The organism is Gordonia sp. p3-SID1431 (assembly GCF_025143765.1).
GTDB classification, from domain to species: Bacteria; Actinomycetota; Actinomycetes; order Mycobacteriales; family Mycobacteriaceae; genus Gordonia; species Gordonia hongkongensis.
Map to the genome: position 1 here is coordinate 13,835 of NZ_JAMBDT010000030.1, position 12,858 is coordinate 26,692.

Consider the following 12,858-nt stretch of genomic DNA (forward strand, 5'->3'; position numbering starts at 1 on the left):
ATGGCCCGTTCTGCACCCGGCAACGCCGCGGTCGACGCCCCCAACGGGGCTGCGGCGCCGGCCGCCTCGCCCGAAGCCGGCTCCACCGCGCAGCGCGAACGCCGCCGCCGCATCCTCGACGCCACCCTCGCGCTGGCGTCCAAGGGCGGATACGACGCCGTGCAGATGCGCACCGTCGCCGACAAGGCCGACGTCGCCGTCGGGACGCTGTACCGCTACTTCCCGTCGAAGGTCCACCTTCTCGTCACCGCGCTCGCCCGCGAGTTCGAGCGAGTCGAGTCGAAGGTCGATCGTTCGCAGTTGCGCGGCGACACCGCGATCGACCGCCTCCGTCATGTCCTGGACATGATCACCTTCGCCATGCAGCGCGATCCGCTTCTCACCGAGGCGATGACGCGTGCGTTCATGTTCGCCGACGCGTCGGCGACCGCCGAGGTCGACCAGGTCGCCGGGATCATCGACCGGCTCCTCGCCGGAGCGATCGTCGACGACGGCGAACCCACCGAGGAAGATCTCGCGATCGCGCGCGTCCTCTCCGATGTGTGGATGTCGAACCTGGTGCAGTGGCTGACCCGTCGCGCGTCGGCGACCGACGTCACGAACCGGCTCGAACTCACCGTCCGGCTCCTGCTCAAGGATCGCGTCAAGTAATCGGGTTCTCCCCTCGAACGTGACGTCACAACTGGGTGACGAGCACCTTCTCGACTTGGGAGCGCCAGTCGAACTCGGCTACCTTTGTTACGTCTGAGAATTCTGTTAACAGAAGGGGCTAGTGGTGCGATCCTCCTGGTTGCGACGACTGTGCGTCGTCGGATCTGCCGTTGCGGTCGCGACCGCCGGATGGGCTCCGGCCGCGCTGGCCGAGCCGACCCCCGATCCCGATCGCGCTCGCATAGACACCGTGGTCCACGACTCCGCCCAGCAGTCGACACTCATCGTGTACTCGGCGGCGATGCGCAAACTCATCCCCGTCAACGTGTTGCGCCCCAAGGACACCACCAAGTCGCGCCCCACGCTCTACCTGCTCAACGGCGCCGGCGGCGGCGAGGACTCCGCGACCTGGGCGGCCAAGACCCAGTACGCGAAGTTCTTCTCCGACAAAGAGGTCAACGTCGTCACGCCGATCGGCGGCGCGTTCTCCTATTACACCGACTGGCAGCACGACGATCCGGTACTCGGCCGCAACAAGTGGACGACGTTCCTCACCAAGGAGCTCCCGCCGCTGGTGGACAAGGAATTCGACACCACCAAGGTCAACGCCATCGCCGGGATCTCGATGGCCGGGACATCGGTGCTCAACCTCGCGATCGCCGCACCGAAGCTCTACCGGTCGGCCGCCGCCTACAGCGGATGCGCGCGTACCAGCGACCCGGTGGGACAGGCCTACATCCGGATGGTCGTCGCCGACCGCGGGCAGGGCAACCTGAACAACATGTGGGGACCGGTCAATTCGGCCGGGTGGCGGGACAACGACCCGTACATCCACGCGGACAAGCTGCGCGGCACCAAGGTCTACATGACCAGCGGCACCGGCATGCCCGGACAGTTCGACCGGCTCGAGGCACCGCTGGTCGCCGGCGATCCGCTGACACTGGCCAACCAGATGGTCATCGGCGGCATCATCGAGGCCGCGGTCAACGAGTGCACCAAGCAGATGGTGTCGCGCATGCGGGCGCTCAAGGTGCCGCACGAAGTCACCTTCCGGCCGAGCGGCACCCACTCCTGGGGTTACTGGGAACGCGACCTCGAGACCACCTGGCCGAAGATCGCGGCAGACCTGAGGTGAGCGACGCATCGGACCGCTTGTGGGCCGATGACCTGTCCGTGGGCCAGATCTTCGAGTTCGGCACGCATCACGTCAGCGAAGACGAACTGCTCGACTTCGCCCGCGCATGGGATCCGCAGGACTTCCACGTGGACAAGGCCGTTGCCGAACGCGGCCCCTACGGCGGGCTGATCGCCAGTGGGCTGCACACGATGTCGATCTACCAGAGGCTCAATGTCACCGGCGTGCTGAACAATTGGCGGGTGATCGCGGGCAAGCGACTGGGCGACGTCGAATTCCTGCGTCCCGTCCGCCCCGGCGACACCCTCACCGGGTCGACCGTCATCGACGCGATCGAGTTCGATGACCGTGCCCGCGCTCTGGTCACCTCGTCGGCGGAGCTGCGCAACGGTGACGGAAAACCGGTGATGCGCACCGTCGTCGAAGCCTATGTGCACGCGCGACCCAATCGCGATTGACATCTTCGGTTGCGCTGCCGCGGTTCTCACCGTACGTCTCCGGCTTCCATCACGTTCGAGTCCTCGCGTCACTCGAGAGAGTTGCGCCTGACCAGCCATTGCCACCGGCTCAGCCGCCACACAGCTGCTCCGACGACCGGGACAAGCCACACGACCCCCACCCACGACAGACTGCCTCGTAGGCCGAGATGATGACCGACGACGTCGACGGTCGCGAACATCGACAGGGTGAACCACACCGAGAACAAGACCAGCAATGCGAACGCGATGTAGAACGGCCGGTTGAAGTCAGCGCTGCACGCAGCGTCTCTCGCGCATTCCGACAGTCCGGCCTCGGCGAGCAGCACATGCTCAATGTACGTGTTGACGGCAGCAGTACGGCTGTTTTCGTTGCTGTGGACCGGCCACATCCGCGTGGGCCGACGGTCGGAACGAACCCCTGGCCGTGGGGGGACGAGACACGACGGACGGAGAACCGAATGGAATCCGTACCGCAGATACCGTGACTGGATGAAGACACTGCGATTCGCCTCGATCATCTCGGTGCTGTGCACGGTGGTCATCTTGTCGTTCGTCGTGCCATCACTCGTTCTGTCAGGTGTTGTCGAGGTCTCAGGCGGCTTCGAGTACATGGTGGTGTTCCCGACGCTGATCGGCTTGCTGTGCGCCTTCGTTGCACTGATCGTCGGCGGCGCGTGTGTCTTTCGGGGACGCTCGCGCACGGTGGCGTCGATCCTCACGACCCTCGGCCAGTTGACCACCCTAGCGCTCGGCGCAGCGATCGTCGTGTGGGCGACGAACTTCGGCACGACCGGTTGGGAACTGCTTGCCCTCCCCGCCGCGCTGATCTGCGGGCAGATCCTCGTCGCGGTGGGTCTCTTCGTCTGGCGCCGCGCACCATCGGATGTCGTCTGAGAGTGCTGTGGCGGAACGTGATGAAGGTGTTCCGCCCGCTACGCTCTGCGACGATGGTCCGATGATGCGTTGGGCCCTCGACCACGGAAACCCGCTACCGCCGGGATGGAGCTACCTGCCCCGAGACGAAGAGGACGTGGCGTGGGAGTTGTTCCGTGATCGGTTTCGATCGTTCCGGCCCAGCATCTACCCGACAGACTGGCCCGCAGTTGTCGATCCTGCTCCGTCGGTAACCTTCGACCTGTCTGTCCCGGAGAACTCTCCCGGCGTGTGGAGCGCCCAATTCGATGCGATCAACGCCGAGGCGCAGCGTTGCTTCGTCCACGTGCAGGACGATCCTTACTGGATTGTGCTCGACTGGCAGCATCCCGGCTATCGGCTCAATGCAGCGGCACATGCCGAGACGTTCGACGCAGAGTGGCCGGTGCCGGTGTTCCCGAACGGCGACTACTACATCTTCGCTCGGCCCGACTTCAGCACTGGCACATTCGGACATCCGTGGGAGAAGACGCTGTGCGTGTTCGGTTCCGAGCTGGTTCAGACGTTGGGCCGGACCCTCGCAACATGGCTCCCGCGCAAGCGCGAGAACGGTGACCCGCTGCCGGGGTAGTCGACAGATGCGATCCCGCATGCGACTTCCACGCAGGCATCGTTGAATCGTCTGCGGTGCGATCGATTACACCATCGCTCAACGCAGATTCTTGCGCACCAGCGGTTCTCCGGCTCAGCCGACGCCCGGCACGGGGACCTGCGCGCCGGTGATCGCACTCGAGGCGTCGGAGACCAGGAACGAGATCGTCTGAGCGATCGACTCGGGCGACACCCAGCCCGCCCGCGACGAATCCGGCTGACTAGCGCGGTTGCCCGGGGTGTCGATCACCGACGGCAGAATCGCATTGGCCCGGATGCCGTCGGACTTGTACTCGGCGGCGAGCGCACTGATGAACGCCCACACCGCTGCTTTCGACGTGATGTAGCCCGCCGCACCGGAGAAGGGCGCGAACGCCGCCTTCGCCGACACCCCGACGATCGACCCGCCGCCGGCCTCGATGATCGTCGGAATGGCCGCCGCGGACAGCAGATACAGCGGCCGCAGGTTGAGCCGGAGCAGTCGCTCGAACTCGTCGACCGGCGTCGCGTCGACCCGCTCCCCCATCGCGAACCCGCCCACCAGGTTCACCACCGCGGTGACCGGCGCCGACGCGTCGCTCGCGGCGATCGCCACGACCTCGGCGACCGACGCCTCGTCGAAGAGGTCGGCGTGCACACCGACCAACCGGTCCGATTCCGGGAGGCGTGACAACCCGGCTTCGGTGCGCCCGGGCACCACCACGCGCCATCCGTCGTCGAGCAACGTGCGGGTGACCGCCGACCCCAGGCCGCCCGTCCCGCCCGACACGATCACCGTCTGCGTCATCCCGCCGACCCTACTGGAGGCGGACCCCTGGGTGGAGGCGCACGCGCCTACGATGGTCGTCGATGACCGACGACCGTGTTCCCGAGATCGGAGACGTGCCGCGGGAGCGCGAACCGGGCGGTCGTCGCCCCGACGACGCCGACCGGACGAGCATGTTCGCGTCGTTGCGCATCCCCAACTACCGCCTGTTCTACGCCGGCATGGCCGTCTCGATGACGGGTTCGTGGATGCAGGCAACGGCGCAGGCGTGGCTCGTGCTGACGCTGAGCGGATCGGCGTCCGTCCTGGGACTCATCGTCGCTCTGCAGGCGCTACCGGTTCTGCTCATCGGGCCGTACGCGGGCGTTATCGCCGATCGCGTCGACCGCCGACGCCTGCTCATCGTCCTGCAGTCGATGATGGGGCTGCTGGCCGCGGCGCTCGCCGCCGTCACCCTCACCGGGGTGGTGCAGGTCTGGCACGTCGGCGTGCTGGCGGTGATGCTCGGGCTCGGCCACGCCTTCGAACAGCCGGCGCGACAGGCGTTCATCCATCAGATCGTCGGCAAGGACCTCATCCGCAACGCGGTCACCCTCAACTCGGTCATGGTGAACGCCGCTCGCGCCGTGGGCCCGGCGGTGGCCGGGGTGATCCTGGCCCTCGTCGGTTCCGGTCTGTGCTTCGCGATCAACGCGGTCAGCTTCATCGCCGTGGTCGCGTCGCTGCTTGCGCTCGACTCATCGAAGATCACCGCCGAATCACCGGTTCCGCGCGCCAAAGGCCAGCTGCGCGAGGGTCTTCGATACGTGCGGAGTCGTCCTGTGCTGTGGATCCCGCTCGCCACGATGGCGCTCGTCGGCACCCTGACGTACAACTTCCCGGTCACGCTGCCCGCCGCCGCGGACTTCGTGTTCGACGGCGGGCCGCAAGCCCTCGGTTTCATGACGTCGGCGATGGGAGTGGGTGCGGTCGTCGGCGGACTCGTGGTCGCGGCTCGCGGGAACACCGGACTGCGCCCACTCACGCTGGCGGCCTTCGGCTTCGGGGTCGCCGTCGCGGCGACCGCACTCGCCCCGAACCTCCCGACGGCGATCTGCGCACTCTTCGGGGTCGGCTGGTTGAGTGTCACCTTCATGTCGACGGGAAACGCGACCCTGCAGCTCAATTCCGAACCGCGGATGCGGGGCCGGGTGATGGCGCTGTGGTCGGTGGCGTTCATGGGCTCGACGCCGATCGGTGGTCCGATCGTCGGCGCGATCATCGGGACATTCGGCGCGCGCGTCGGTCTCGCGGTCGGCGCCGTTGCGTGCCTGGGCGCCGGAACACTCGCCTTCCTGGCCGCGCGCCGGAGCGGCGCCGGCGCCTCTTAGACGAGCGGCCGCCCCATCTTGACCCGAAGCCGGACATCGGCCAGCAGGAGCCGGAAACCCAACTGCGACACCCACAGCGGAGTGCGACGCTCTTTCTCCACCAACCGGCCGACGTAGCCGTCGAACCACGCCTGATCCTCGTCGGTCCACTCGACCCGGAGTGCGTCGCGGAACGGCTGCGGCAGATAGCCGATGGTCCGCCGCAGTTTGACCGGACCGTACTTCTCCTGGATGCGTTCCGGCGCGTAACCGAAATTGGCGATGTCGAGGAGGAAGTCCCGGATCTCGTCGCTGATCTCGATGCGCGAGACCTGGTCGTCCCAGTAGGTGGTGAACTCGTCGCGCGTGGCGGGCCACGCCTCGGCCGGCATCTGCAGCGTCGTCCCGCAGACCTTGCCCTGCTGGTAGAACTTCTCGCGATCCGCGCCCTGCAGCGGTCCGTGGACACGCTCGTAGATGTCCTCCCACCCGAAGTAGAGGCACGCCGCGACCCAGAGCTGCAGGTCGGTGTTCATCGCGTTGTACTCCACGGGACTGTTCTCGTCCGAGCGCACCTTCGCGTGCTGGCGGTTGACGGCGTGCCGGTACCGGCGCCGGTCGTCGGCGTTGCCGAGAATCGCGACCGCCAGATACGACGCGGTGGTCCGTGCGCGTTTGACCGGATGTTTGTCGAGCCGCCCGTTCTCGACCTTGCTGTGCGCGACACCGTAGCCGACCGCCGGATTGGCGAGCTGCATGATGACGTTCGTCGTGCTCATCGTCTGCCCCATCGAGAGCAGGGAACGCGCGAAGAAGCTGCTGTCGATGTTGTCCATCTCCACCCGCGACATCCGCTCATCGGATTGCGTCATGACCCCACCCATTCTGATAACGCTTGTTGTCTGATTGCTGTCAGCTTAGCGGGGAGCACGCGGGCCGACAATCCCGGAGCCGAAAGACTCCGCCATACGCCGAACCCCGGCTCACCCGAAGGTGAGCCGGGGCTCGGCGTCGGCGATCCAGCTGTCAGTAGGTGTAGAAACCGTGACCGGTCTTCCGTCCGAGGCGGCCGGCATCGACCATGCGACGCAGCAGCGCCGGCGGCGCGTAGTGGGGTTCGGCGAATTCCGCGTACAGCGACTCCGCGGCGGAGAGCGTCACGTCGAGACCGATGGTGTCGAGCAGGGTCAGCGGACCCATCGGGTAGCCGCAGCCGCCCTTCATCGCGAGGTCGATGTCCTCGGCCGAGGCGTAGCCCGAGTCGAACATCCGGATGGCCTGGCACAGGTACGGGATGAGCAGCGCGTTGACGATGAAGCCGGAGCGGTCACCCGCGCGGACCGCGGTCTTGCCGAGGGTGTCGGTGACGTATGCGCTCACGGCGTCGGCCGTCTCCGGCGCGGTGGTCAGCGTGGAGATGATCTCGACCAGCGGCATCACCGGTACCGGGTTGAAGAAGTGCACGCCGACAACGCGTTCGGGGGTCTTCGTCGCGGTCGCGACCTTGATGATCGGGATCGACGACGTGTTGGTCGCGAGGATGGTGTTCGCGCCGGTCGCCTCGTCGAGGTTCGCGAAGATCTGCCGCTTGAGCTCCTCGATCTCCGGGGCCGCCTCGATCACCAGCTCGCGATCGGCGAGGTCGGCGTAGTCGGTCGTCACCCGCAGACGTCCGAGGGCGGCGTCGGCGTCGTCCTGCGCCAGCTTGTTCTTGCTGACCGCCTTGGCCAGCGACTTCTCCACCCGCGCCCGCGCGGCGTCGGCGAACTCCTGCTTGACCTCCACGATCACGACATCGCTGCCGGCCTTCGCACACACCTCCGCGATGCCCGCTCCCATGGTGCCTCCGCCGATGACGCCGATCTGTTGCACAGTGAACCTCCGAAGTCGAGTGATACGAGACCAAACGGTAGTCGGTCGCCGGATCGGTCATCCGAACGACTCCCGGCACCCCGGGAACATTCGTCCCCGACGTCGCCTCCAAGTACATGAACCGCCCAGAAGCACTCACCCCACTTGGAAGGACATACCAATGAGCACCGAGATCCCTGCCGACGCCGTTCTCGTCGACACCGATGGCGACGGAGCCGTCGACGCCGCACTCACCGACGTCGACGGTGACGGCACCACCGACGCCATCCTCGACACCGACGGCGACGGCCAGGCCGACTCGATCGCCTACGACACCGATGCCGACGGCGAGATCGACGTGATCGAGGCCGACACCGACGCCGACGGCCTCACCGACATCGCCGTCGCCGACACCGACGGTGACGGCACCTTCGACACCGCGGTCGACGGCGAGGGCAATGTCGAGGTCGGTGACTTCGGCAGCATCGACGGCGGCGACGCCGTCTGACGTCTGACGCACCCTGCACCCGACACGAGCCGGCCCGGAAACCCCGGGCCGGCTCTGTTCGTCCGTTCGAATTCGACGATTCGCCGATGTCGTCTCGGCTCGCCCACTAGCGTGTCTCAGATCACGATCGGGGGATGCGATGATGCCTACTCGTTTCGACGCGCGACACAGGGTCCGTTCGGGGGTCCGCCGGCGCCGCCGTCGCCATGCCGTCACCTGCCTCCTGGCCGGCGCGACACTTCTCTCGACAATGCTGGTGGCGGCACCGGCCGGCGCGGCCAACCACTATTTCCCCGACATCTCCGAGGTCGCGGTTCCCCAGGCGGACTGCGGACCGGGCTCGCTCCCCGAACCGGGCCTGCAGGGGGACGTCAGCGCCGAGGACCGCCTGTCCGGACGCAGCATGCGCGGCTACCGATGCAACATCACACGGATCGGCGGTGTCCGCGGCGCCGGCGGCGGGATCGTCTCGGCCAACTTCGAGCACTGCAGCTACACCGGCAGCCTGTTCCCCGGAAACAACTGGGTGAACCCGCCGGGCGTACAGGTCATCGACGCATCCGACCCGAGCGCGCCGCGAGTCGTCGGGTCCCTGACGGATCCGGCGATGCGCGGCGGCACGTGGGAGACGCTGAAGGTCAACAAAGAACGCAAGCTCCTGGCCGCGACGTCGGTGCCGTTGCTCTGGGGCGGCGGGTTCTTCGCCGTATACGACATCTCCGACTGCACCCGCCCCAGACTCCTCAACACGGGCCCGGGCACGACGACGCCGTTGCCGTTCACCTCGCACGAGGGCGGCTTCTCCCCCGACGGCCGCACCTACTGGGCGTCCGGGGTGTTCCCCGGGCACCTCAGTGCCATCGACATCGCCGATCCCCGGTCGCCCCGCGTGATCTGGCAGGGGCTCCACTCGTTCCTCGGTCACGGCTTCGGCATGTCGCCAGATGGCAACCGGATGTACCTGTCCAACATGGCGGGTGTGACGGTGCTCGACGTCAGCGACGTCCAGGAGCGACGGCCGCACCCGCAGGTCCCGCACACCGCGGCCTATCTCTGGCCGGACGGCCAGCTGAACCAGCACTCGATCCCGATCACCTACCGGGGCCGGCCCCACATCGTCACCGCCGACGAAGCAGGTTCGGGCGGCGTCAAGATCTTCGACGTGACGCGGGTGAACAAGCCCCGATACACCGCGCAGATCAAACTCGAGATCAATCTCCCCGAGCACCTCGACACCAATCTGCGGTCGTCGACCGGCGGGTCGCTGTTCAGCAGCAATCCGCACTACTGCACGGTCGACCGGGCGACCGATCCCACCGCGCTCGCGTGCGGCTGGGAATCGTCGGGTATCCGGGTCTTCGACATCCGCGACTTCGACCGGATTCGCGAGATCGCCTACTACAACCCGCCGGCCCGCAAGGGCACCACGATCGCGGAGTCGCCCAACTCGCCGCACGTCGTCGGCTCGCTGATGGGCTTGCCCGCCGTCGAATTCCTCAGCCTCGGTATGTCGATCGCGAACGGCAAGGTCCGGTTGAACGAGATGGTCGGTCCACGTAGCGGGATGATCGTCGGCGGTGACATGTCGACGGACTGGTGCATGTCCCCACCCGAGTTCCGCGGAAACGAGCTGCGGGTCACCTGTTCCGACGGCGGCTTCCAGGTGTTGCGGTTGAGTCCCGCGGTGTACACGCCACCGCCGGACCAGAACTCCTCGATCGGATGAGCGCTTCTCGCCTCGGCGTCCCGCTGGTGCGCGCGATGGTCCTCGGCGTGACCGCGGCCCTGCTCGTCACCATGGGTGTCGTCGTCGGGGCGGTGTGGCAGGGACGCGATCACGACTCATCCGCGATGAGCGTGTCCGACATCGGCTTCGCGCAGGACATGTCGGCGCACCACGACCAGGCGATCCTCATGTCGCGGACGATCGGTGCGGTGCCCGGAGTCGCGCCGCAGATCCGCGGCGTCGCCGACCGGATCGTCCACACGCAGACCGCCGAAACCGCCACGATGCGTGGCTGGTTGCTGTGGTTCGACGAACCGGTGACCGCGCCGGAGCCGATGTCCTGGATGTCCGGCGGAGACCCTCACCACGAGGGCACCCATCACGACGAATCCCCTCGGCCGATGCCCGGCATGGCGAGTATCGACGAGATCGGCAGTCTCTCCACCCTGCCACCCGGCGAGGCGGAGATCTTGTTCCTGCAGTTGATGATTCGGCACCACCGTGGCGGGATGTCGATGGCCCAGGCGGCATACAACGACGAGCGGACCGGTTCCGCGACGAAGGACCTCGCGCTCATGATGATCGGCGACCAGGGCGACGAGATCGGTCTGATGACGATGCTGCTCGCGGAACGTGGCGCCGACCCGTTGCCGACCTGATGGCAGGGGCGGCAACGGATCGAACGTCTAGTCCGTCTTCGGATGCAGGATGAACATCTCCCACACCTCTTTCTGGTCCGCGGCCCAGGGGTCGTAGACGAACGGGGCGTGCCGTAGGGCCATCCCCGCCTTGCGCGGCGTCCGGTTGGCCTTGAAACCGTTGCAGGACTTGCACGCCGCGACCTGGTTTCCGAATGTGCTCGGCCCACCCTGCGAGACCGGGACGATGTGGTCGACGGTGTCGGCGGGACCGTCGCAGTAGGCGCAGATCCATTGATCGCGCCGCAGGATGGTCGCGTTCGACGCGTAGGAGTCCATCGTCTTACCGGCGAACGGGCGGTAGGCATCTCGCTTGATCGCCACCACCTTGTGGATCGGCAGGGACAGCGTCGGCGAATGGACGACGCGGACCAGCGGCGTGCCCTCGACGTTCCGCGCGACCTCGGTGGTCAACAGAACCGCGGCGCGACGCCAGGTGACGCGCGCCAGGATCTGCAGTCCGGCGTTGGTGACGAAGATGGTCATGACAGCTCCTCGATGCGTGGGCGAGTGAGTGCGCCGACCACCGAGGTTCATGACCTCAGGAACTGGTGACGCGTGATGTGATCGGTCCCGGCCTTCCGTCGGACTTCAGTCCGCACGGACGGTCGGAGGGGGCCGTCCGCCACTCGCCGGCGAAAGCCTTGTCACCCATCGACATCTGCGTCACCTCCTCTCGTTGGTCTGGCCTGCTCTGTCGCCACGATAACCGCGGTCGATGGACGCTGCCACCGTTTATGTCCGGCGTGTTCGGATGTTCACCCAGTTCACACGGGCTGTTTGCAGGAGTTTTTCACCGCGTGCCGGTCCCGCGGGACAATGTCCGGCGCTATCGTCGGCGGATGCCCACCGAGGAGACCGCCGAGAATCCCCCTCCGCAGCCACCCGTGTCGACCCTCGACGCGTTCGCGTCGGTGGTGCTGGGACTGGTGCACGCGGTGCTGGCGCTGATCACGATCGCCGTCGCGGGTCTGACGGTCTTCGTCACCGACGCGTGCGCCTACGAGGAGTGCGGGAGTCCGGTCTGGACCGAGGTGGCCATCGGGGTGGGCATCGGGTCGGCCGTGGTGCTGGTGGCGGTGTCGGTGACCCTCGTCGTCCGCCGCGTGCGCCGAGGACTCCCGGCCTGGCCGGCCGCTGCGTGGTGCTGCGCCATCCAGCTGGCGATGATCTTCGTGGTACTCGAGATCGGCATCCAGGCCGGGACCCTCGACTGAGTGATCAGAAGATCTCGGGTAGATCTTCCGACACGGTGTTGGGGTAGGTCGCCGGACGCTTCTCCAGGAACGACATGACGCCTTCGTACACGTCACCGGACTGCCCGCGGTAGAAGATCGCCTTCGAGTCGGCGTGGTGGGCATCGAGCGGACTGGGCGCACCGGCCATCCGCCACAACAGCTGTCGGGTCAGCGCCGCCGAGACGGGGGCGCTGTTCGCGGTCATCTCGCGGGCGACGGCGATCGCGGTCTCGAGCACCTGGTCTTTGGGGACCACCTGCTGGATCAGCCCGCGTTCATGGGCTTCGGCGACGGGCACCATCTTCGCGCCGATCGTCCACTGCAGTGCGGTCGGCAACCCGACGAGCCGCGGCAGGAACCAGCTCGACGCGGCTTCGGGCACCAGGCCGCGGGCGGCGAAGACGAACCCGAACTTCGCGTCCTCCGAGGCGATCCGGACGTCGGCGGGCAGCGTCATCGTGACGCCGACGCCGGCCGACGGACCGTTCACCGCCACCACGATCGGCTTGAGCGAGGCGAACATCCGCAGCGTCAACTTCCCGCCCTCGTCCGCCGGAACCTCGTCTGAGTCCACCACTGACGAGGCGTCGAACGTCGACCCGCCCGCCTCGAGATCGGCGCCGGCGCAGAACGCGCGGCCGTTGCCGGTCAGCACGACGGCACGAACGGAGTCGTCGGCGTCGGTCTCGTCGAACGCGGCCCGCAGTTCCTCCCCCATCTGCATGGTGAAGGCGTTGAGCCGGTCGGGTCGATTGAGCCGGAAGATCGCGATCTCCCCATCTCGCTCGACGGTGATGGTGGGCTGGTCCTGTCGGGACTTGCGCCCGACCTCTGATGTATCGCTCGTCACAGATCGATGCTATCGGGCGCTGGGACACTCCGCGTCGGCTGTGTCAATGCGCGGAGCCGCGCACCAGCCGGGCACAACACAAC

16 protein-coding genes are annotated in these 12,858 nt (G+C 67.0%); 10 read left to right on the forward strand and 6 right to left on the reverse strand.

All coding sequences use genetic code 11. The features are described from left to right. The 3 genes from kstR to M4D77_RS09955 all read left to right on the forward strand — a co-directional run bounded on the left by kstR (position 1) and on the right by M4D77_RS09955 (position 2,244). Complete coding sequence (gene kstR / locus M4D77_RS09945; protein WP_065629124.1) at positions 1–651, forward strand: cholesterol catabolism transcriptional regulator KstR; 651 nt, start codon at positions 1–3, stop codon at positions 649–651. 124 nt (positions 652–775) lie between these two features. Then, entirely contained in the window at positions 776–1,786 is a 1,011-nt protein-coding gene (locus tag M4D77_RS09950) for an alpha/beta hydrolase family protein (protein WP_065629288.1), read from the forward strand. Continuing rightward, positions 1,783–2,244 (forward strand): MaoC/PaaZ C-terminal domain-containing protein, encoded by a 462-nt coding sequence (locus M4D77_RS09955; protein WP_058251191.1) that lies wholly within the window; start codon positions 1,783–1,785, stop codon positions 2,242–2,244. The genes M4D77_RS09950 and M4D77_RS09955 overlap by 4 nt, the downstream gene beginning before the upstream one ends. A 68-nt stretch (positions 2,245–2,312) precedes the next feature. Here M4D77_RS09955 and M4D77_RS09960 read toward each other — a convergent pair whose 3' ends face one another. After that, the gene (locus M4D77_RS09960; RefSeq protein WP_139114201.1) at positions 2,313–2,591 is read right to left on the reverse strand and encodes a hypothetical protein; all 279 of its coding nucleotides are present in this window, start codon (positions 2,589–2,591) and stop codon (positions 2,313–2,315) included. Positions 2,592–2,754: 163 nt separating this feature from the next. On the opposite strand from M4D77_RS09960, the gene M4D77_RS09965 reads away from it, so the two are divergent. Together M4D77_RS09965 and M4D77_RS09970 are read left to right on the forward strand one after the other, a co-directional pair. Then, positions 2,755–3,159: a hypothetical protein gene (locus M4D77_RS09965; protein ID WP_159370096.1), complete on the forward strand. Its 405-nt coding sequence runs from the start codon at positions 2,755–2,757 to the stop codon at positions 3,157–3,159. Between the two features lie 64 nt (positions 3,160–3,223). Then, positions 3,224–3,769 carry a DUF2716 domain-containing protein gene (locus M4D77_RS09970; RefSeq protein WP_311199309.1) on the forward strand — a complete coding sequence of 182 codons (546 nt, stop codon included), beginning with the start codon at positions 3,224–3,226 and terminating at the stop codon, positions 3,767–3,769. 114 nt (positions 3,770–3,883) lie between these two features. Here the strand turns inward: M4D77_RS09970 and M4D77_RS09975 are convergent, their stop codons facing one another. After that, positions 3,884–4,576: an SDR family NAD(P)-dependent oxidoreductase gene (locus M4D77_RS09975; RefSeq protein WP_159370094.1), complete on the reverse strand. Its 693-nt coding sequence runs from the start codon at positions 4,574–4,576 to the stop codon at positions 3,884–3,886. 62 nt (positions 4,577–4,638) lie between these two features. On the opposite strand from M4D77_RS09975, the gene M4D77_RS09980 reads away from it, so the two are divergent. Beyond that, complete coding sequence (locus tag M4D77_RS09980) at positions 4,639–5,925, forward strand: MFS transporter (RefSeq protein WP_259936126.1); 1,287 nt, start codon at positions 4,639–4,641, stop codon at positions 5,923–5,925. Here the strand turns inward: M4D77_RS09980 and M4D77_RS09985 are convergent. Together M4D77_RS09985 and M4D77_RS09990 are read right to left on the reverse strand one after the other, a co-directional pair. Continuing rightward, the gene (locus M4D77_RS09985) at positions 5,922–6,788 is read right to left on the reverse strand and encodes an oxygenase MpaB family protein (RefSeq protein ID WP_068970479.1); all 867 of its coding nucleotides are present in this window, start codon (positions 6,786–6,788) and stop codon (positions 5,922–5,924) included. The genes M4D77_RS09980 and M4D77_RS09985 overlap by 4 nt on opposite strands. A gap of 142 nt (positions 6,789–6,930) precedes the next feature. Further along, complete coding sequence (locus M4D77_RS09990) at positions 6,931–7,776, reverse strand: 3-hydroxybutyryl-CoA dehydrogenase (RefSeq protein WP_068970478.1); 846 nt, start codon at positions 7,774–7,776, stop codon at positions 6,931–6,933. A gap of 160 nt (positions 7,777–7,936) precedes the next feature. On the opposite strand from M4D77_RS09990, the gene M4D77_RS09995 reads away from it, so the two are divergent. From M4D77_RS09995 to M4D77_RS10005, 3 genes are all read left to right on the forward strand, one after another. Next, positions 7,937–8,263, forward strand: coding sequence for a hypothetical protein (locus M4D77_RS09995; RefSeq protein WP_068970477.1), 327 nt, complete (start codon positions 7,937–7,939; stop codon positions 8,261–8,263). 250 nt (positions 8,264–8,513) lie between these two features. Then, positions 8,514–9,989, forward strand: a complete 1,476-nt coding sequence (locus tag M4D77_RS10000; protein ID WP_189340055.1) for an LVIVD repeat-containing protein — start codon at positions 8,514–8,516, stop codon at positions 9,987–9,989. Next, positions 9,986–10,648 (forward strand): DUF305 domain-containing protein, encoded by a 663-nt coding sequence (locus tag M4D77_RS10005; RefSeq protein ID WP_068970475.1) that lies wholly within the window; start codon positions 9,986–9,988, stop codon positions 10,646–10,648. The genes M4D77_RS10000 and M4D77_RS10005 overlap by 4 nt, the downstream gene beginning before the upstream one ends. Before the next feature lie 27 nt (positions 10,649–10,675). On the opposite strand, the gene M4D77_RS10010 is transcribed toward M4D77_RS10005, so the two are convergent. Then, on the reverse strand, positions 10,676–11,173 hold the full coding sequence (locus M4D77_RS10010; protein WP_058251202.1) for an HNH endonuclease: 498 nt from the start codon (positions 11,171–11,173) through the stop codon (positions 10,676–10,678). Between the two features lie 356 nt (positions 11,174–11,529). Here M4D77_RS10010 and M4D77_RS10015 point away from each other — a divergent pair, with 356 nt between their 5' ends. Next, entirely contained in the window at positions 11,530–11,904 is a 375-nt protein-coding gene (locus M4D77_RS10015) for a hypothetical protein (protein ID WP_058251203.1), read from the forward strand. A 4-nt stretch (positions 11,905–11,908) separates the two neighbouring features. On the opposite strand, the gene M4D77_RS10020 is transcribed toward M4D77_RS10015, so the two are convergent. Then, on the reverse strand, positions 11,909–12,775 hold the full coding sequence (locus tag M4D77_RS10020) for an enoyl-CoA hydratase-related protein (protein ID WP_068970474.1): 867 nt from the start codon (positions 12,773–12,775) through the stop codon (positions 11,909–11,911). Positions 12,776–12,858: the final 83 nt, after the last annotated feature.

Excerpts from the sequence above, each read along its gene's own strand:
- kstR (WP_065629124.1), top strand. The coding sequence starts at position 1 with ATGGCCCGTTCTGCACCCGGCAACGCCGCGGTCGACGCCCCCAACGGG.
- M4D77_RS09965 (WP_159370096.1), top strand. The coding sequence starts at position 2,755 with ATGAAGACACTGCGATTCGCCTCGATCATCTCGGTGCTGTGCACGGTG.
- M4D77_RS09970 (WP_311199309.1), top strand. The coding sequence starts at position 3,224 with ATGCGTTGGGCCCTCGACCACGGAAACCCGCTACCGCCGGGATGGAGC.
- M4D77_RS09975 (WP_159370094.1), bottom strand. The coding sequence starts at position 4,576 with ATGACGCAGACGGTGATCGTGTCGGGCGGGACGGGCGGCCTGGGGTCG.
- M4D77_RS09980 (WP_259936126.1), top strand. The coding sequence starts at position 4,639 with ATGACCGACGACCGTGTTCCCGAGATCGGAGACGTGCCGCGGGAGCGC.
- M4D77_RS09985 (WP_068970479.1), bottom strand. The coding sequence starts at position 6,788 with ATGGGTGGGGTCATGACGCAATCCGATGAGCGGATGTCGCGGGTGGAG.
- M4D77_RS09995 (WP_068970477.1), top strand. The coding sequence starts at position 7,937 with ATGAGCACCGAGATCCCTGCCGACGCCGTTCTCGTCGACACCGATGGC.
- M4D77_RS10000 (WP_189340055.1), top strand. The coding sequence starts at position 8,514 with ATGCTGGTGGCGGCACCGGCCGGCGCGGCCAACCACTATTTCCCCGAC.
- M4D77_RS10005 (WP_068970475.1), top strand. The coding sequence starts at position 9,986 with ATGAGCGCTTCTCGCCTCGGCGTCCCGCTGGTGCGCGCGATGGTCCTC.
- M4D77_RS10010 (WP_058251202.1), bottom strand. The coding sequence starts at position 11,173 with ATGACCATCTTCGTCACCAACGCCGGACTGCAGATCCTGGCGCGCGTC.
- M4D77_RS10015 (WP_058251203.1), top strand. The coding sequence starts at position 11,530 with ATGCCCACCGAGGAGACCGCCGAGAATCCCCCTCCGCAGCCACCCGTG.